Below are 18,195 nucleotides of genomic sequence, written 5' to 3'. Positions count from 1 at the left end.
TAGATTAGGACCAAAATCTAAACTGAGCATAGAATAGATGGCAAGCGACATTCAACTGAGGAGAGCCGATGGGTCGTGTGTCACAGGCACAGGCGCGAGAGAACCGCGAGCGGGTCGTGCGAACCGCTTCCCGGCTGTTCCGGGAGCGGGGCACGCACATCAGCGTCGCCGACCTGATGCAGGCGTCCGGCCTGACCCACGGAGGTTTCTACAAGCAGTTCGCGTCCAAGGACGCGCTCATCGACGAGGCCACCGCCCATGCCTTCGGGGAACTCGCCCAGCGTCGTGAGGCCGCCCTGGAGCAGGGCACCGGAGAGCGCGCCGCCGCCCGGCGGGCGCTGATCGACGCCTACCTGTCCGTCGAGCACCGCGACAACCCGGCGGAGGGCTGTCCCACCGCCGCACTCGCCCACGACATGGCCCGCGAAACCGGCGCCGACGAGGCGCGTCGCGTCTATACCGAGGGCGTGGGCGACTTCGCCGAGTGGCTCGCCACCGATGACGAGGACGGCATCGCCCGACTGTGCACGATGATCGGCGCACTCGTCCTCGCCCGGGCCACCAAGGACTCGCCCATCTCCGAGAAGATCCTCGACGCCGCGCGGGCGGCCCTGACGGAAACGGAATCGAGCTGATCCGGCGCGGCCCGGCGCGGCGCGCACCGGGGCGGCTTCACCGGTCACGGGTCAACCGGTGCTCACCCGCCTCGCCCGTGGATTCGTCCCCGGCGCCGCCGAGCCGGCCTACGCCGACTCCGCACGAGCCGGTCAGCCCGCGGTGGGGGTGCGAATCGCGGCGATGTCGAACTGGAGGCGCACCTTCTCACTCACCATCGCGCCGCCTTCGGCCAGTCGCGCGTTGTACGTGAGGCCCCATTCGGAACGATTGATCGTGGTGGTGCCGTCGAAACCGGCCCGTTCATAGCCGAACGGGTCGGTGACATGTCCTATGTAGGTGAGTTCCAGGGCTACGGGGCGAGTGATCTCCTTGATGGTGAGGTCGCCGGTCATGCGATAGACGTCGGGGCCCGCGAGTTGCACGGCCGTACTGGTGAATCGCATACGCGGATAGGTCGCCGCGTCCAGAAAGTCACGACCGGTCAAATGCGCGTCGCGTTGCTCCACGCCGGTGTCGACGCTCGCCGTGGACAAAAGGATCTCCGCCCGTGATCGGGCCGGGTTGCGGCCGTCGAAGTAGAGCCGGCTCTGGTACTCCGTGAACGCCCCGCGCACGGTGGTCACCAGGGCATGCCGGACGGAGAAGCCGATACGGCTGTGCGCCGGGTCGATCATCCAGTCGCCGGTCAGCGCCGCGAGCGCGGGATCGGGCAGGCCGGCGGCCGGAGCGGAGGCTGGGTCGGCGGAGCGTTGCGGAGCTGTGGGGGGAGCCGGGCGTCGTGAGGATGCGCCGCGGGTGAACAGGTTCATGGCTCACGTAGTTACTCCACCGCAGATATCGTCGCAAGCCTCCCTCGGGAGCGGCGGCGGGTCGAAATCCGTACCGAAAGGCTGATACGCCGTCACCGGATGACCGGCGGATACAATACCCACACATTCCCGTCACTCCATGGTCAAGCGAATCCACCGAGTGCGGCGGGCAGTTCCGTGGACACACCGCCCGGCGTCCGCCGCCTGCCGCCTGCCGCCCGGGGTCCGTCGTCGGGTACGAGCCGGTCGATTCGTGCGGATCCTTCATGCTCCGTGCCTCTCGTTTCGCGGCGGCTCGGAAGTGTGCCCGTTTTCGCCGTCGCCTCTCATGCGATCCCGCTGTTTCAGCGGCGATCTTGCTCACTTCGAGCGCCCGCGCCCGGCCGCAGCCGCGCTTCCGGAGCCCGGTGCCATCCGTCGCTCTTCGCGGCGCGGCTTCCAGGGCCTGCGCCCCCCGCCACTCCTCGCGGCGCCCACGTCCGAGCAGGCGCACTGTCCGACGCGGGCCTGTCGTTTCGTACATTTCGAGGCCGAACAACGTCGAGTCACGCACCATGTGGCGTCCGCTGGTCTCCCCGGATGCCCTGGGAGGTCCGCGGGGGTGGCGGGGAAGTGGGCCAGGTCGCGATGAGGGGGCTACGAGCGTCGTCACAGCGTCCGGCCGTGTTCGGTGGAAGCGAGGCGCGGCCAGGGTCGGTGTCGAAGGTCTGGCGAGCGGCGGCCACAGCGGCGTCCGCCTCGGCGGCGCCACCGTCCGCGACCCCGCCGCCACCTGGCCGGCCCGGGGCGGGACGGCGGCGAATGAGGCCTCTCCACTGAGGCTCCACTCAGGCTCCGCCACCGCTCTCGTCGGCGACGTCGATGTGATGCCCGGCGGACGCCTCGAGGTTGTTGGGGCGGCGCAGCCACTCGTCGTGGGCGAGGTGCGGTATGCCGGGTCTTGCCTTCACGAGGATCTCGTTCGATGCCGAACGGTCACGTGTCCACCGGCCTCGCCACAGGGTCGGAGAGCCTCCTCGGAACCCGGGAGCCCTGCGCAAGGTCTTGACGTGTACTTGACGTAGTGGCTTTATGGGAGCGCTCCCACACGCTTTCCCCATCCCCCCGCCCTTCTGCCGCCTGAGTTTCTTGGCCTCACTCCTGGAGTCGCAGTGAGAACAGCAAGGAGCACGACAACGCGCGCGAAAGGAAACACGAAACACCCCCTGGGCGCGCTGCTCGCCAGACTCGCGGCCCTTCTCGGCCTGGTCCTCGTCGGCGCCCTCTGCCCGGCCGGCGCCCAGGCCCAGACCCGGGCCTCCGACGCTCTCGCCACCGGTCTGCACATCAGCGACGGCCGTCTGGTGGAGAGCAACGGGAACGACTTCGTCATGCGCGGCGTGAACCACGCCCACACCTGGTACCCGGGCCGGACGCAGCAGTCCCTCGCCGACATCAAGGCGATGGGGGCCAACGCGGTGCGCGTCGTCCTCGCCGACGGCCATCGCTGGAGCGCGAACAGCGCATCGGACGTGGCGACCGTCATCGCGCAGTGCAAGGCCAACCGGCTCATCTGCGTTCTGGAGGTGCACGACACCACCGGCTACGGCGAGGACACCGCCGCCGGCACGCTCGACCAGGCGGCCGACTACTGGATCGGCCTGAAGGACGTGCTGGCCGGCCAGGAGGACTACATCATCGTCAACATCGGCAACGAGCCCTGGGGAAACACGGACCCGGCGGGCTGGACCGATCCGACGATCGCCGCGATCAAGAAGCTGCGCAACGCCGGTCTCCAGCACACGATCATGGTGGACGCGCCCAACTGGGGCCAGGACTGGCAGGGCGTCATGCGCGCCAACGCCCAGTCCGTGTACGCCGCCGACACCACGGGCAACCTGATCTTCTCGATCCACATGTACAGCGTCTTCGACACCGCGGCGGAGATCACCGACTACCTGAACGCCTTCGTCGACGCCCGACTCCCCATTCTCATCGGCGAGTTCGGCGGCCCCGCCGACCAGTGGGGCGATCCCGACGAGGACACCATGATGGCCACCGCCCAGCAGCTGGACCTGGGTTACCTCGCCTGGTCCTGGAGCGGGAACACCGACCCGATCCTCGACCTGACCCTCAACTTCGATCCTGCGCAGCTCAGTTCCTGGGGGCAGCGCATCTTCAACGGCGTGAACGGCATCGCCGGGACCGCCGAGGAAGCCACGGTCTTCGGCGGCGGCACGCCGGGTGACACCCAGGCCCCGACCACCCCGGGGATTCCGACCGCCTCCGGCGTGACGGCCACCTCGGCGACCCTCACCTGGGCCGCCGCCACGGACAACGTCGGCGTCGCGGGCTATGACGTCGTACGGATCAGCGGAAGCACCGAGACCGGTGTCGCCGCCTCGACCACCCCCTCCGCGACCGTGACCGGCCTCGCCGCGAACACCGCGTACTCCTTCGCCGTCTACGCACGCGACGCGGCCGGGAACCGCTCCGCCCGCTCCGCCCCGGTGAACGTCACCACCGGCAGCGCGCCCGCCGTGGCCTGCTCCGTCGGCTACCGGGTCGTGGGGGAGTGGCCCGGCGGCTTCCAGGGCGACATCACCCTGCGCAACACCGGTACCACCGCCATCAGCGGCTGGAAGCTCGCCTTCGCCTTCGCCGACGGCCAGACCGTCACGAACATGTGGGGCGGGACCGCCACCCAGAGCGGCGGTTCGGTGAGCGTGGCCCCCGCCTCGTACACGTCCACGGTCCCCGCCGGCGGTTCGGTCACCGTCGGCTTCATCGGCAGCAAGGGCGCGACCAACACCGCGCCGACCGCGTTCACGCTGAACGGCGCTGCCTGCGCCACCACCTGACCGGACGCCCTCGCCGGCCGGTGGAAAGGGGCAGGCGCCTCCGCCGGCCGGCGCCGCGTACCGGAAGGGGTCGGGTTGCGGCAGGTCCAGCCGTTTCGGCTCTTCGGGCGGACGTGGGCCCACCCCATAGGGTGTGCCCATGTCCACGACGCCCCGCTGGCTCAACGCCGACGAACGACGCGCCTGGCTGGCCTACGTCGACTTCTCCACCCTGCTCGGCGACCACCTCAACCGGCAGCTGCGGCGCGACGCGGGGATGACACACGCCGACTACAGCCTGCTCGCCTACCTCTCCGCGGCCCCGGACGGCACCCTCGGCATGTCCGAGCTCGCGCAGCGTCTGAAGATCACCCGCAGCCGGCTCACCCACGCGGTGAACCGGCTGCGCGAGGTGGGCCTCGTGGACCGCAGGGAGGATCCCGCCGACGGCCGGGGCCAGCTCGCCTTCCTCACCGACCAGGGCAGGTCCCTGCTGGAGGAGGTCGCCCCGGGGCACGTGGAGGCCGTACGCCGAGCGGTGTTCGACGTCCTCACCCCGGAACAGGTGCGCCAGTTCGCGGACATCGGCGAGGCCATCAGCGGGGCCCTGGTGCGGGCCGAGAGCACCGACGCCGACCCCGCGGCGCTGCCCTGGCGACGCCGGTAGGGGGTCGGCCCAGCCGGTACGTCCGGCCGGATCCGGGGCGGCTCGACCGGACCCGACGGCGCAGGGCATCGCTGATCGGCGGAGGGAATCGCTGATCGGGGCAGAGGATCCGTGACCGGTCGAGCAGGGAATCCGTGACGGATCGAGCAGGGAATCCATGACGGATCGAGCAAGGAATCGGAGACGGATCGAGACGAACCGGCCGACGGTCCGTACCTGGGGGTACCGGGGGCCGCCCGCCCCTTCGACCACGCCACCGATCCTAGGGACGTACCTCGTGAACGCAACCGCCGCCATCGGCGTCACCGGCCTCGGCGTGATGGGCCGCAACCTCGCGCGCAACTTCGCCCGCAACGGTTACACCGTCGCCGTCCACAACCGTTCCGCCGGTCGCACCCGCGCGCTCGTCGAGGAGTTCGGCCACGAGGGCGCGTTCGTCCCCGCCGAGTCGGCCGCTGACTTCGTGGCCGCGCTCGAACGCCCCCGCCGACTGATGATCATGGTGCAGGCGGGCGCGGTCACCGACGCGGTCATCGACGAGTTCGCCCCGCTCCTGGAACCCGGCGACATGATCATCGACGGCGGCAACGCCCACTACGCCGACACCCGCCGCCGCGAGGAGGCCCTGCGCGAGCGCGGCCTCCACTTCGTCGGCGCCGGGGTCTCCGGCGGCGAGGAGGGCGCGCTGAACGGGCCGGCCGTCATGGTGGGCGGCTCGACCGAGTCGTACGACGTCCTCGGCCCCATGTTCGAGTCCATCAGCGCGAAGGTCGGCGGCGAGCCCTGCGCCACGCACATCGGCACCGACGGCGCCGGACACTTCGTCAAGATGGTGCACAACGGCATCGAGTACGCCGACATGCAGCTCATCGCCGAGGCGTACGACCTGCTGCGCCAGGTCGCCGGCTACACCCCGTCCGAGATCGCCGACATCTTCCGCAGCTGGAACGAGGGCCGGCTCGGCTCCTATCTCATCGAGATCACCGCCGAGGTCCTCGCCCACACCGACGCCGCCACCGGCCTGGCGTTCGTCGACGTCGTCGCCGACGCCGCCGGTCAGAAGGGCACCGGCCGCTGGACCGTGCAGACCGCCCTGGACCTCGGCTCCCCGGTCACGGCCATCGCCCAGGCCACCTTCTCGCGCGCCGCCTCCGGTCAGAGCGCGCTGCGCGCCGCCTACGCCGGCCTCCCCGGCGGCACCACGCCCCCGCTCAGCCGCACCGAGGCCACCCGCTTCACCTCGCAGGTCGAACACGCCCTGTACGCCTCGAAGGTCATCGCCTACGACCAGGGCTGGAAGATGATCCAGGACGCGGCCGGCGAGTTCGGCTGGAAGATCGACCTCGGTGCGGTCGCCCGGATCTGGCGCGGCGGCTGCATCATCCGCGCCTCGTTCCTCGACCGCATCCGCGCCGCGTACGCCACCGACCCGGACCTGGTCAGCCTGCTCGGCGAAATGGAGTTCGCCATGGAGATCACGGACGCGCAGGTGCCCTGGCGGGAGACCGTGGCCTCCGCGGCTCGCCGTGGCATCCCCGTGCCCGCCTTCTCGGCAGCGCTCGCCCACTACGACACCCTGCGCGCGGAGCGCCTGCCCGCCGCGCTTCTCCAGGGGCAGCGCGACTACTTCGGCGCCCACACCTACGAGCGCACCGACCGTCCCGGCGCCTTCCACACCCACTGGGCCGAGGCCGACCGTCCGGAGACGGCGGCCTGACACACGGGAGTGGGGCGCCCTCGGCCCAGGGCGCCCCACTCCTTCGGTCGCGCGGTCTCAGACGCCCGTCGCCGGGTACGTCGGGTACTCCACCCCGGAGACGTGCTGGACGACACGGACGACCTGGCAGGAGTAGCCGAACTCGTTGTCGTACCAGAGGTAGAGGATCGCGTTGTCACCGTCGACCTTCGTGGCGCCGGCGTCGATGATCGAGGAGTGGCGCGAGCCGATGAAGTCCATCGAGACCGCGTCCGGCGCCGTGGTGAAGTCGATCTGGCGCTTGAGCGGCGAGGTCAGTGAGACCTCGCGGAGGTGATCGAGGACCTCCGCGCGGGTCGTCTCCCGGCCCAGCCGCAGGCTGAGGATCGCGATCGAGACGTCCGGCACCGGCACCCGGATCGAGCTGCCGGTGATCGGCGCCTTGAGGTCGGGCAGCGCCTTGGCGACGGCGGAGGCCGCGCCGGTCTCGGTGATGACCATGTTCAGCGGCGCCGAACGGCCGCGACGGTCGGCCTTGTGGTAGTTGTCCAGCAGGTTCTGGTCGTTGGTGAACGAGTGGACGGTCTCCACATGGCCGCGCAGCACACCGTACTCGTCGGCCATCGCCTTCAGCGGCGGGACGATCGCGTTGGTGGTGCAGGAGGCGCAGGACAGGATCTGCTCGTCCGGCTTGATCGTGTCGTGGTTGACGCCGTGCACGATGTTCGGCACGTCGCCCTTGCCGGGCGCGGTCAGCACGACCTTGTCGATGCCCGGTCGCAGGTGCTTGGAGAGGCCCTCGCGGTCGCGCCACTTGCCGGTGTTGTCGATGAGGATGGCGTTGCGCACGCCGTACTCCGTGTAGTCGACCTGGCTCGGGTCGTCGGCGTAGATCACCGTGATCTCGTTGCCGTTGGCGATGATCCGGTTGTTGGCCTCGTCGACCGTGATCGTGCCCTGGAACTGGCCGTGCACCGAGTCGCGGCGCAGCAGGGACGCGCGCTTGACGAGATCCTGGTCGCCGCCGCCGCGCACCACGATGGCGCGCAGTCGCAGGCCGTTGCCGGAGCCGGACTTCTCGATGAGCAGACGGGCGACGAGCCGGCCGATGCGGCCGAAGCCGTACAGGACGACGTCGCGCGGTTCGCGCCGCTCGATCTTGTTCGCACCGGTGGCGCCGGCCACGGCCTCGGCGGTGAACTCCGCCACCGACAGACCCCGGTGGTCGGCGCGGTAGGTCGCGGCGAGCATGCCGATGTCGATCTGCGACGGGCCCAGGTCGAGTGCGACGAGGGTCTCGAGGAACGGCAGCGTCTCGGTGACCGAGAGCTCCTCGCCCGCGATCTGGCGGGCGAACCGGTGGGTCTTGAGGATGCTGACCACCGACTTGTTCACCAGGGAGCGGCTGTGCAGCAGGACGGTCACGTCCCGCTCGCGGTGCAGCTTCCCGATCATCGGGATCATCGACTCCGCGATCTCCTCGCGGTTCTTCCAGTTGGTGAACGAATCGTCGTTGAGCGTCACGGGCCTATCTTTCGAGCTAGGTGGCGCTCATATGCTAACCCTCCGGTCATTCGATCATTCAAGCGGGCCCGCGCTCAGCTGTGCACGTCGTTCGCGGACCGCTTCCCGGAGCGTGGGACCGGCGGGCATGGGGTGGCGCGGCCATGTTCCGTGCAGCCACGTCCCGTGCAGCCACCTGGAACACGGGGGCTACTTGGCTACACGGTCTCCATGTGGTCCATGCAGTCATGCAGTCATGCAGTCCATGGACTGCATGACTGCATGGACCACGTGATTCATGTGGATGCCTGGATCACGTGGACCGCATGAACCACCCCGACCACGCCGATCGCACGGATCACCGCGATGTGTGCCGGGAATGTGGCGATCGGCCCCCGGGGCGCCGACGGGGGATTGAGCGAGTGCCGGTCGGGTACGCGTGGCCGGACTGCCGCTACCAGGGGAGATCGTCATGGAGACACCCGCGCACGACCGCACCAACAACCCTGCCGCGCTGGCGCTGGACGCGTTGGCCCGGGACACCGAGGACACCGCCGCACTGGACACGCTCGCGCACTGCGACGTCCTCGTGCCCGTGCCCGACGACGCCATCGACGAGGACGTCACCAATCCGGCCACGGTCGCGTTGCCCGTCCTCGAACAGCCCGGTGGCGCGCCCGTCGTGCCGGTCTTCACCTCCGAACCGGAGATGGCGGACCTGCTGCCGGAGGTCGCCCGCTACCGCCTCGTGCCCCTCGGCGCGCTCGCCGCGCAGTGGCCGACCGGTGAGCTGTCCCTCTCCATCGACGCGGCCGGCGACCACCCGCTGACGCTCACCTCGGAAGGGGTCCGCACGCTGCTGGCCCGCTGACCGGCGGACGTTTCCCCCGGGTGGGGGCTCCCCCGCAGGCCGGGGGAGCCGGTCGGTCCGGCTGTCTAGGACCCGGCCAGCATCCGGCCCAGCACCGCCCGCTGGAGCGGCAGCACCTCGGTGTGCAGGTCGCGGCCCTTGCGGGTCAGGGCGACCCACACCCCGCGCCGGTCCTCCACGCAGACGGAACGCTCGACCAGGCCCTCTTTCTCCAGGCGGCCGATGAGGCGGGACAGCGCGCTCTGACTGAGGTGCACCCGTCCCACGAGGTTCTGCACCCGGCACTGGTCGCCCTCCCGGGGCGCCTCGGACGCGAGGATGTCGAGCACCTCGAAGTCGCTCGCGCCCAGGCCGTGCGGATGCAGTGCGCGATCGATCTCGCACATGGTGCGCGCGTGCACCGACAGGATGTCCCGCCACCGCTCCTCGAGGCCCGCCCCGACCGTGTTCGCTGCCATACCTGCACGGTAACACCGAAGCGACGATTCATTGAGCGTGCAACTAGTGCGGGTGCAAGCGTGGGGCGCACGCCTCGGCCGCCCTCAGGCGGCCGGGTCCTGGAGCAGCCCCACCTGGTTGCCGTCCGCGTCCTTCACGAAGGCGATCAGCCTGCCGCCGCCGACGTCCTGCGCGTCCTGGAGCAGTTCCGCCCCCGCCGCCACCAGCGCGGCGAGCCGCTCGCGCAGATCCGTGACGTGCCAGTAGGGAACCGGTCCGGTCATGCCCTTGCCGTGCCCGTTCGGGTCGAGACCCACATCCTGCCCGGCGGCCTTGTAGCCGACGTAGTACGGCTCGTCGGCGTAGGGCTCGACCCCGAGGAGCGCGCCGAACAGGGCCTTCGCCCGGTCGAGGTCCTTGACGGGGTAGATGATCGTCTGCAATCCGGCGCTCATGGCGTTCTCCTCGGTGACGTGCGGTGCGCGGGAACGGTCCGTTGTTCCCGCACTGCTCACGCTAGGCCGGGGAGCCGTGGACGGCTTCTCCGATCCTGACCGGTTCCCGGCGCGCACGGCCGCTCCGTTACGTCGACTCCCGCTTCACCAGCTCCGTCGGCAGGATCACCGCCGCCGGGTCCTCGCCCCCGATCTGGGCGAGCAGCACCCGGACCATCTCGCTGCTGATCCGGTCCCAGGGCTGCCGGATGGTGGTCAGTGAGGGGCTGGCCGCGGTCGCGGCCGGGGAGTCGTCGAAGCCGCCGACCGCGACGTCCTCGGGCACCCGCCGGCCGGCCCGGTGCAGCGCCGTCAGCACGCCCTGGGCCATCAGGTCGGACGCGACGAACACCGCGTCGAGGTCCGGTGCCTGCGCCAGCAGCCGCTCGGCGCCCGCCTCGCCGCTGGCCCGGCTGTAGTCACCGGAGACGACGATCCGCTCGTCGTAGTCGACGCCCGCCTCGGCGAGCACCTCCCGGTAGCCGGCGAGCCGCTCCACCCCACCGGGGGTGTCCAGTGGCCCGGTGACCACGCCGACCCGCCGACGCCCCTGCGCCAGCAGATGGCGCACCATGTCGCGGGCGCCGTCGCGGTCGTCGGCGGCCACGTAACTCACCTTGGACCCGATCCCGATCGGCTTGCCGCACGCGACCAGCGGGACGCCCGCCTCGCGCAGCTCCGTGGCGATCGGGTCCCCGGAGTGGCTGGAGACCAGCAGCACCCCGTCGACATGCCCGGCGGTGATGTAGCGGGTGATACGGCGCCGTTCGTCCTCCGTCCCGGCCAGCATCAGCAGGAGGGGGATGTCGTGCGCGGCCAGCGCCTGCGTGCAACCGCGCAGCAGGACATTGAAGTTGGGGTCCTCGAAGAACCGCTCCTGGGGCTCCGTCAGCAGGAAACCCACCGAGTCGGAACGGCCGGTGATCAGCGAACGGGCATGCCGGTTCACGACGTAACCCGTCCTGCGGATGGCGGCGTTGACCGCCTCGGCCGCGGTGGGGCTCACGTAGTGTCCACCGTTGAGCACGCGCGAGACGGTACCCCGTGAGACGCCCGCCTCCCGCGCCACGTCGTGGATGGTCGGCGGTCTGCGGCGGCCCCCCGCACCATTGTTCATGGTCATGACTTTACGGCTCCGGACAGCAGATCCAGGCTCCAGAACCGTTGAATGACCAGGAACAGCGCCACCAGCGGGATCACCGCGAGGAACGCGCCGGTGATCACCAGCGTGTAGAGCGCCGGGGTGTTGGCGCCCTGTTCGAGGAGGGTGAACAGACCGAGGGTGATCGGGAACTTCTCGTCGTCGCTGAGCATGATGTAGGGCAGCAGGAAGTTGTTCCAGATCGCCACGAACTGGAAGAGGAACACCGTCACCATGCCGGGCACCATCATCGGGAGCGCGACCCTGGTGAAGATCCGCCACTCGCTCGCGCCGTCCATCCGGCCGGCCTCCACCACGTCGCTCGGCACGGCCGCGGCCGCGTAGATGCGGGCGAGGTAGACGCCGTACGGCGAGAGGATCTGCGGGAGCAGCACGGACCAGTAGGAGTCCGTGAGATCCGCCTTCGCCATCAGCAGGTACTGGGGGATGGCGAGGATGATCGGCGGCATGAGCACGCCGGCCAGCAGGACGTTGAACAGCGTCTCGCGGCCCCGGAAGCGGTATATCGCCAGCGCGTATCCGCTGAACGCCGACACAGCCGTCGACAGCAGCGCGCCGAGCACGGCGTACAGGGCGGAGTTGGCCATCCACTGCCAGTAGATGCCGTCGCGGTAGGCGTTGAGATCGTGCACGTTGTCGGTGAAGCCGCTGCCCGGCAGGAACGTGAACGTGGAGAACAGCTCACTGCCGGACTTGGTGGACGCGATCACCACCCAGGCCACCGGGAGCAGGCAGTAGAGCGCCCCCAGCAGCAGCGTGATCGTCGGCACCAGGGCGATCCGGCCGCGCAGCGGCGGACGGCTCCGGGCGGCGCCCGTGGTACCGGTGGCCGGGGAGGCCTTCTGGACGGCGAGAGAACTCATCGTGCCCCTTCATGACTGGCGTCCTGCTTGTTGCGACGGTTCGCGGCCCGCAGGAAGCCGAAGGAGAGCACCAGCGTGGCGAAGGCGATGATCACGGCCTCGGCGGCCGCCTGGTAGATGTCTCCGGTGCCGAACGCGTCCCGGTACACCTTCATCAGCGGACTCCAGGTCGTGGACACGGAGTTGGTGAGCGGCTTGAGGGTGGTCGGCTCGTTGAACACCTGGAGGGTGGCGATGATCGAGAAGAAGAAGGTCAGCACCAGCGAGGGCGCCACCATCGGGATCTTGATCCGCAGCGCGATCTGTGTCGGGGTCGCGCCGTCCAGCTTCGCCGCCTCGTACACCTCGGCCGGAATGGCCTGCAACGAGGTGTAGATGACGATCATGTTGAAGCCGGTGCCGCCCCAGACCGCGATGTTCGACAGGGCGAGGTACAGCGGACCGCCGTCCAGCAGATCCGGCTGCGGCATGCCCAGCCGCTCCAGCACGAAGTAGAACGGGCTGACGTCGGGCAGGTAGAGGAAGCCCCACAGCAGTGCGGCGACCACGCCGGGGATGGCGTACGGCAGGAAGATCGCGAGCCGGGTGAACGGCGCGAGCCGCACCTTGTCGGAGTCGAGCATCAGCGCGAACAGCAGCGCCAGGCCCAGCATCACCGGGACGACGATGCAGCCGTAGCCGAGGACGCGCAGCGCGCCGTCGAGCAGCTCGCTGTCGGTGAAGGCGTCGGTGTAGTTCCCGAGGCCGGCCCAGACCTCCTTGCGTGCGCCCGAACCCAGGCCGAGGCCGGAGACGCGCACCTTGCGGAAGCTGAGCCACACCGCGTACCCGATGGGCAGCGCGAAGAACAGGGCGAAGAGAAGAGTCGCGGGGAGGAGGAAGGCGTACGGGGCCCCCTTGACCCCGTACGACCTCCGGCGTGCGGTCGTCACTCGGAGACCTCGAAGCCCTGCTTCTCGAGGTCGGCGACCGTGTCCGCCTGCATCTTGTCCAGAGCGGCGGAGAAGTCCGACTTGTCCTTCGCGGCGGCGCCGAACGCGTCCTTGAAGGTCGTGTAGGCGACGTTCACGTTCGGGCCCCAGGCCGACGGCGCCGTGGTCTTCGCGATCTTGGCGGCCGTGGTGTAGAAGTCCGCCTGGTTCGAGAAGTAGTCCGGCGGGGTGGTGAAGGCGCCGCTGAGCTGGGCCGAGGTGGAGGCCGGGTAGATGCCGCTCTCCTTGGCCAGCGCGTTGAGGGCGTCACCGTCGGTGTTCAGCCAGGCGGCGAACTCGGCGGCGGCCTCCTTGTGCTTCGAGTCCGTCGTCACGGCGGTGGAGGATCCGCCCCAGCTGCCGGTGACGTTCTCGCTGTTCGACCACTGCGGGAGCGGGGCCATGGCCCACTTGCCCTTGGTGTCGGGCGCGGCGGTGGTCAGGGTGCCCGGGGCCCACACGGCGGAGACCCAGGCGATCTGCTTGCCGGTGTTGAGCGCCTTGTTCCAGGCCGGCGTGTACATCGGCTGGTTGTCGATGGCGCCCTCCTTGACGAGGCCGCCCCAGAAGTCGGCGACCTTCTTCGTGGCGGCGTCGTTGATGCCGACGTTCCACTTGTCGCCGGAGGTGGTCCACCACTTGGCGCCGGCCTGCTGGGCGAGGCCCGCGAAGAGACCGGAGTCGTTGGCGGAGAAGGTCGTGAGGTCCGTGTCCGGAGCCTTCTCCTTCAGCGCGCGGGCGGTCGCCGCGAACTGCTCCCAGGTCGTCGGGACCGTCAGGCCGTACTGCTTGAAGAGGTCCGCGCGGTAGTAGAACATCATCGGGCCGATGTCCTGCGGCACCGCGTAGACGGCGTCCGTGCCCAGCGTGGTCTGCTGCCAGACACCGTCGGCGAACTTGCTCTTCGCGTCGCCGACGTTCTTGGCTATGTCCGCCAGCGCGTCGTTGCTGACCAGTGTCGGCAGCGCCTGGTACTCGGCCTGGACCAGGTCGGGGGCCTTGCCGGCCTTGTGCGCGGTGAGGATCTTGGTGACCAGCGTGTCGCCGGACGCCTGCTTCTTCACCGTGACGGTGATCTGGTCCTTCTTGCCCTGGCCCTTGTTCCACAGGTCCACGACCTTGTCCATGCCGGGCGTCCACGTCCAGTACGTGAGCGAGACCGGACCGGACTCGGCGCTGTCCTCGTCGGACGAGCCGCAGGCGGCGAGTGCGGTGGCGCCGAGGGCGACGGCGATGGTGGCAGCCGCACCTCTGACAAAGAGCCGCCGGCGCTTCGTGTTGGGCATGGATCTCTCCCCTGACCTGGGTTCTCGCCCGGTGCGAGAACCTGCCATGCGATCGCATGGGCGGGCTCCCCGCCCGTCGCGAGGAGTCGCCCTGCTGTCTGTGAGCGTTCACAGTAGAGAAACATCCCGGACACTTGTCAATGGTTGTTGCTGTGCGGTTATGTTGGGCTCCGAACGCCGCCACCGTGTGTGCACGTTCCCAAATGATCGATTAAACGGGAGAAGATCCATGCCGGAGACCAGCCCCAAGGGCCTCACCAGGCTCGCCTTCGGGGGGGACTACAACCCCGAGCAGTGGCCGGAAAGCGTCTGGCAGGACGACGTCCGGCTGATGCGCGAGGCCGGCGTCACCATGGTGAGCGTCGGGATCTTCTCCTGGGCCCTGCTGGAGCCCTCGCGCGGGGAGTACGACTTCGGCTGGCTGGACCGCGTGATCGGCCTGCTGCACGACAACGGCATCCGCGTCGACCTGGGCACCCCCACCGTGGCGCCGCCGGTCTGGTTCTACCGCGAGCACCCCGAAGCGCTGCCCGTGACCCCTGAAGGCGTGCGCTACGCGTTCGGCTCCCGCGCCGCGATATGCCACAGCAACGCGGACTACCGCGCGGCCGCGGCGAACATCACCACGCGCCTCGCCGAGCGGTACGGCGACCACCCGGCGCTGGCGATGTGGCACGTGCACAACGAGTACGGCGTCCCCGTCTCGGCTTGCTACTGCGACTCCTGCGCCGCCCACTTCCGCCACTGGCTGGAGACGACGTACGGCACGGTCGACGCCGTCAACGAAGCCTGGGGCACCGCCTTCTGGGGCCAGCGCTACGCGAGCTTCGGGGACATCGACCCGCCGCGCGCCACCCCGACCGTCGGCAACCCCGGGCAGGCCCTGGACTACCGGCGGTTCGCCGACGCCACCATGCGCGAGAACTTCCGCGCGGAGCGGGACATCCTGCACCGTCTCGCGCCCGGCCTCCCGGTGACGACCAACTTCATGACCGCCCTCAGCCAGTGCGACTCGGTCGACTACTGGGCCTGGGGCCGCGAGGTCGACATCGTCACCAACGACCACTACCTGATCACCGACGGCCGCCGCACCCACGTCAACCTCGCGATGGCCGCCGACCTCACCCGCTCCGTCGCGGGCGGCGCCCCCTGGATTCTCCTGGAGCACTCGACCTCGGGCGTCAACTGGCAGCCGCGCAACCCCGCCAAGGCCCCCGGCCAGATGGCCCGCAACTCCCTCGGCCACGTGGCCCGCGGTTCCGAGGGCGCGATGTTCTTCCAGTGGCGGCAGTCCCGGCGCGGCGCCGAGAAGTTTCACTCGGCGATGGTCCCGCACGGCGGCACCGACACCCGTGTGTGGCGCGAGGTCGTCGAGCTGGGCGCCTCCCTCGACTCGCTCGGCGCCGTCCGCGGCACCCGCACCGAGGCCGACGTGGCGGTCCTGTGGGACTGGCACTCCTGGTGGGCGCAGAACCTCGCCTGGCGGCCCAGCGAGGACGCTGATCCGCGCGAGCGCGCCGACGCCTTCTACGAGGCCCTCTACGACCGCCACCTCACCGTCGACTTCGCCCACCCCGAGGCCGACCTCTCGCCGTACCCGATGGTCGTGGTGCCCGCCCTGTACCTGATGACGGAGGCGGCCGGGAACAACCTCCGGGACTACGTCGCGAACGGCGGCACGCTCGTGGTGTCGTACTTCTCCGGCATCGTCGACGAGCACGACGCCGTCCACGAGGGCGCCTACCCCGGCGCGCTCCGTGACGTACTGGGCCTGACCGTCGAGGAGTTCTCGCCGCTGCTCCAGGGGGAGAGCGTGCGCGTCACCGGTCCCGACGCCGGTGAACTCGCCGGCGACGTGTGGACGGAGTTCGTGGTGCCGCGCGGCGCCGAGACCGTCTGGACCTACGCCGACGGCCTCACCGCCGGCCACCCCGCCGTCACCCGGCACCGGCTCGGCGAGGGCACCGCCTGGTACGTCTCCACCCGCCTCGGCCACGACGGCCTGGAGGCGCTGCTCGGCCGGGCCGCCGAGGACGCGGCGATCGCCCCGCGCGCCGACCTGCCGTACGACGTGGAGGTGGTGCGCCGCTCCGGCGAGACGGGCAGCTATCTCTTCGCGATCAACCACACCGCGACCGACGCCAAGGTGCCGCTGGAGACTCCCGGCACCGAACTGCTGACGGGCGAACGCGCCGCCGGCCGCCTCGCGGTCCCGGCGGGAGCCGTACGGGTCGTGCGACTCGACGGCTGAGCCGACTCCCCCTTCGCCCGTGGAGCCGCGAGCCGCGGGCGGAGGGGGTCCCTCACCGCACGAGGGAAACCCATCCATCACGTCGAAGGGACGACGGACGACGATGTTCCATCCCAGACGCACACTCAGAGCCCTCCTGCTGCCGCTTGCCGCCGGGCTCGCCCTCACCGCCCTGCCCGCGCAGACAGCGCAGGCGGCCACCACGCTCACCAACGCCGGCTTCGAGACCGGCGGCGCCGGCACCGCGACACCGGCCGGCTGGTCGACGTACTCGGCGGCCGGGCAGAACTCCGCCTCCTTCACCGAGTCCGGCGGTCACACGGGCAGTTACCGTCTCTCGCACTACTCGGCCTCCGCCTACAAGGTCGAGACGTACCAGTACCTGTCCGGGCTCACCAACGGCAACTACAAGCTCACCGCCTGGGTGCGCTCCGGCGGCGGCCAGAACTCCGCGTACCTGGCCCTGAAGAACTGCGGCAGCGCCGAGCAGCGCACCGCCATCCCGGTCTCCCCGAGCGGCTGGATCCGCATCGTCACCTCCATCGCGGTGACGAACAACCAGTGCACCGTCAGCGTCAACTCCGACGCCAACGCCGGGAACTGGATCAACGTCGACGACCTGACCTTCGCGTCGGGCTCCAGCGGCCTGAGCATCAAGGGCTCGGACGTGTCGTCGCTCATCAAGAGCGAAGCGCTCGGCGGCGTCTACAAGAACAGTTCCGGGACCACCCAGGACGCGCTCGCCGTCCTGAAGAACGCCGGACAGAACTACGCGCGCCTGAAGGTCTGGGTGAACCCCGCCGACGGCTACAACAACAAGGCGCGGGTCCTGGCGGCGGCCAAGCGCATCAAGGCGCAGGGCACGAAACTCCTGGTGGACTTCCACTACTCGGACATCTGGGCCGACCCGGGGGCGCAGACCGTGCCCGCCGCGTGGGCCGGGCACTCCTACAGCCAGCTGAAGACGGACGTCTACAACCACACCTACGACGTCCTCAACGCCCTCAAGGCACAGGGCACCACCGCGGACATGGTGCAGGTCGGCAACGAGATCAACGGCGGCATGCTGTGGTCCGCCGGTTCCACCGACAACTGGTCGCAGCTCGCCGGACTGCTCAACTCCGGCTACGACGCGGTCAAGGCCGTCAACTCCGGCACCACCGTGGCGCTGCACCTCGCCAAGGGCGGGGACCTGGCCGGCACCCGCTGGTGGTTCGACAACGCCGTCTCCAACGGGGTGAGGTTCGACGTCATCGGTCTGTCGTACTACGGGTACTGGCACGGCACGCTCGCCGACTTCCAGACCACCCTCGACGACGCCGCCGCCCGCTACTCCAAGCCGGTCTTCGTCGCCGAGACGGCGTACCCCTTCCGGCTGGACAGCGAGGACTCGCACGAGAACATCATCGACCTCTCGAGCGAGCTGGTGTCCGGCTATCCGGCCTCCGTCGCCGGCCAGACCCGGTGGATGAACGACGTGGCGAGCATCGTGGAGGCCGTCCCGAACGGCCGCGGCCTCGGCGTCTTCTACTGGGAGTCCACCTGGACCGCCGTCACCGGCAACGGCTGGGACCCGACGGACGCCGGCTCCGGCAACGGCTGGGAGAACCAGGCCCTGTTCGGCTACGACGACAAGGCCCTGTCCTCCATGTCGTGGTTCAGCCACCGCTGATCCGCGCTCCTCTCCCCGGGCGGGGTCCGGCCGCACCGCGCGGCCGGGCCCCCGCCCGTCTTCGGCCGTTCATCC

16 protein-coding genes are annotated in these 18,195 nt (G+C 69.9%); 7 read left to right on the top strand and 9 right to left on the bottom strand.

Annotation, left to right across the window (positions count from 1 at the left end):
* Positions 1-68: 68 nt before the first annotated feature.
* A complete protein-coding gene (locus QF030_RS06815; RefSeq protein WP_307161742.1) occupies positions 69-635 on the top strand; it encodes a TetR/AcrR family transcriptional regulator in 567 nt (188 codons plus the stop codon).
* A 132-nt stretch (positions 636-767) separates the two neighbouring features.
* Here QF030_RS06815 and QF030_RS06810 read toward each other — a convergent pair whose 3' ends face one another.
* Both QF030_RS06810 and QF030_RS06805 read right to left on the bottom strand, forming a co-directional pair.
* Positions 768-1,427, bottom strand: coding sequence for a YceI family protein (locus QF030_RS06810; protein WP_307161741.1), 660 nt, complete (start codon positions 1,425-1,427; stop codon positions 768-770).
* Positions 1,428-2,254: 827 nt separating this feature from the next.
* Positions 2,255-2,377, bottom strand: coding sequence for a hypothetical protein (locus tag QF030_RS06805; protein ID WP_307161740.1), 123 nt, complete (start codon positions 2,375-2,377; stop codon positions 2,255-2,257).
* 201 nt (positions 2,378-2,578) lie between these two features.
* On the opposite strand from QF030_RS06805, the gene QF030_RS06800 reads away from it, so the two are divergent.
* From QF030_RS06800 to gndA, 3 genes are all read left to right on the top strand, one after another.
* A complete protein-coding gene (locus QF030_RS06800) occupies positions 2,579-4,267 on the top strand; it encodes a cellulase family glycosylhydrolase (RefSeq protein WP_373428743.1) in 1,689 nt (562 codons plus the stop codon).
* A 139-nt stretch (positions 4,268-4,406) separates the two neighbouring features.
* On the top strand, positions 4,407-4,913 hold the full coding sequence (locus tag QF030_RS06795) for a MarR family winged helix-turn-helix transcriptional regulator (protein ID WP_307161739.1): 507 nt from the start codon (positions 4,407-4,409) through the stop codon (positions 4,911-4,913).
* Between the two features lie 277 nt (positions 4,914-5,190).
* Positions 5,191-6,630 (top strand): NADP-dependent phosphogluconate dehydrogenase, encoded by a 1,440-nt coding sequence (gene gndA, locus QF030_RS06790; RefSeq protein WP_307161738.1) that lies wholly within the window; start codon positions 5,191-5,193, stop codon positions 6,628-6,630.
* 57 nt (positions 6,631-6,687) lie between these two features.
* Here the strand turns inward: gndA and QF030_RS06785 are convergent, their stop codons facing one another.
* On the bottom strand, positions 6,688-8,133 hold the full coding sequence (locus QF030_RS06785) for a glyceraldehyde-3-phosphate dehydrogenase (RefSeq protein ID WP_307161737.1): 1,446 nt from the start codon (positions 8,131-8,133) through the stop codon (positions 6,688-6,690).
* Positions 8,134-8,584: 451 nt separating this feature from the next.
* Here QF030_RS06785 and QF030_RS06780 point away from each other — a divergent pair, with 451 nt between their 5' ends.
* The gene (locus QF030_RS06780) at positions 8,585-8,983 is read left to right on the top strand and encodes an SseB family protein (protein ID WP_307161736.1); all 399 of its coding nucleotides are present in this window, start codon (positions 8,585-8,587) and stop codon (positions 8,981-8,983) included.
* 65 nt (positions 8,984-9,048) lie between these two features.
* On the opposite strand, the gene QF030_RS06775 is transcribed toward QF030_RS06780, so the two are convergent.
* The 6 genes from QF030_RS06775 to QF030_RS06750 form a co-directional block, all read right to left on the bottom strand.
* On the bottom strand, positions 9,049-9,441 hold the full coding sequence (locus QF030_RS06775) for a MarR family winged helix-turn-helix transcriptional regulator (RefSeq protein ID WP_307161735.1): 393 nt from the start codon (positions 9,439-9,441) through the stop codon (positions 9,049-9,051).
* An 84-nt stretch (positions 9,442-9,525) separates the two neighbouring features.
* Complete coding sequence (locus QF030_RS06770) at positions 9,526-9,876, bottom strand: VOC family protein (protein ID WP_307161734.1); 351 nt, start codon at positions 9,874-9,876, stop codon at positions 9,526-9,528.
* 127 nt (positions 9,877-10,003) lie between these two features.
* The gene (locus QF030_RS06765) at positions 10,004-11,038 is read right to left on the bottom strand and encodes a LacI family DNA-binding transcriptional regulator (RefSeq protein ID WP_307161733.1); all 1,035 of its coding nucleotides are present in this window, start codon (positions 11,036-11,038) and stop codon (positions 10,004-10,006) included.
* Positions 11,035-11,940 (bottom strand): carbohydrate ABC transporter permease, encoded by a 906-nt coding sequence (locus tag QF030_RS06760; protein WP_307161732.1) that lies wholly within the window; start codon positions 11,938-11,940, stop codon positions 11,035-11,037. The genes QF030_RS06765 and QF030_RS06760 overlap by 4 nt, the downstream gene beginning before the upstream one ends.
* The gene (locus tag QF030_RS06755) at positions 11,937-12,872 is read right to left on the bottom strand and encodes a carbohydrate ABC transporter permease (RefSeq protein WP_307161731.1); all 936 of its coding nucleotides are present in this window, start codon (positions 12,870-12,872) and stop codon (positions 11,937-11,939) included. The genes QF030_RS06760 and QF030_RS06755 overlap by 4 nt, the downstream gene beginning before the upstream one ends.
* Positions 12,869-14,197 carry an ABC transporter substrate-binding protein gene (locus QF030_RS06750; protein WP_307161730.1) on the bottom strand — a complete coding sequence of 443 codons (1,329 nt, stop codon included), beginning with the start codon at positions 14,195-14,197 and terminating at the stop codon, positions 12,869-12,871. Before QF030_RS06750 ends, QF030_RS06755 begins: the two co-directional genes overlap by 4 nt.
* Before the next feature lie 229 nt (positions 14,198-14,426).
* Here QF030_RS06750 and QF030_RS06745 point away from each other — a divergent pair, with 229 nt between their 5' ends.
* A complete protein-coding gene (locus QF030_RS06745; RefSeq protein ID WP_307161729.1) occupies positions 14,427-16,448 on the top strand; it encodes a beta-galactosidase in 2,022 nt (673 codons plus the stop codon).
* A gap of 103 nt (positions 16,449-16,551) precedes the next feature.
* Positions 16,552-18,120 carry a glycoside hydrolase family 53 protein gene (locus QF030_RS06740; RefSeq protein WP_307161728.1) on the top strand — a complete coding sequence of 523 codons (1,569 nt, stop codon included), beginning with the start codon at positions 16,552-16,554 and terminating at the stop codon, positions 18,118-18,120.
* The last annotated feature ends 75 nt before the right edge of the window (positions 18,121-18,195 follow it).

The organism is Streptomyces rishiriensis, from assembly GCF_030815485.1.
In the GTDB taxonomy this organism is placed as follows: Bacteria; Actinomycetota; Actinomycetes; order Streptomycetales; family Streptomycetaceae; genus Streptomyces; species Streptomyces rishiriensis_A.
Note: the sequence above shows the minus strand (reverse complement) of the source record. Positions and strands in the feature narration are given on the sequence as shown.

Bases quoted from the DNA above. Each gene is read 5' to 3' on its own strand.
- QF030_RS06815 (WP_307161742.1), top strand. From the start codon at position 69: ATGGGTCGTGTGTCACAGGCACAGGCGCGAGAGAACCGCGAGCGGGTC.
- QF030_RS06810 (WP_307161741.1), bottom strand. From the start codon at position 1,427: ATGAACCTGTTCACCCGCGGCGCATCCTCACGACGCCCGGCTCCCCCC.
- QF030_RS06795 (WP_307161739.1), top strand. From the start codon at position 4,407: ATGTCCACGACGCCCCGCTGGCTCAACGCCGACGAACGACGCGCCTGG.
- QF030_RS06780 (WP_307161736.1), top strand. From the start codon at position 8,585: ATGGAGACACCCGCGCACGACCGCACCAACAACCCTGCCGCGCTGGCG.
- QF030_RS06775 (WP_307161735.1), bottom strand. From the start codon at position 9,441: ATGGCAGCGAACACGGTCGGGGCGGGCCTCGAGGAGCGGTGGCGGGAC.
- QF030_RS06770 (WP_307161734.1), bottom strand. From the start codon at position 9,876: ATGAGCGCCGGATTGCAGACGATCATCTACCCCGTCAAGGACCTCGAC.
- QF030_RS06765 (WP_307161733.1), bottom strand. From the start codon at position 11,038: ATGACCATGAACAATGGTGCGGGGGGCCGCCGCAGACCGCCGACCATC.
- QF030_RS06760 (WP_307161732.1), bottom strand. From the start codon at position 11,940: ATGAGTTCTCTCGCCGTCCAGAAGGCCTCCCCGGCCACCGGTACCACG.
- QF030_RS06750 (WP_307161730.1), bottom strand. From the start codon at position 14,197: ATGCCCAACACGAAGCGCCGGCGGCTCTTTGTCAGAGGTGCGGCTGCC.
- QF030_RS06745 (WP_307161729.1), top strand. From the start codon at position 14,427: ATGCCGGAGACCAGCCCCAAGGGCCTCACCAGGCTCGCCTTCGGGGGG.
- QF030_RS06740 (WP_307161728.1), top strand. From the start codon at position 16,552: ATGTTCCATCCCAGACGCACACTCAGAGCCCTCCTGCTGCCGCTTGCC.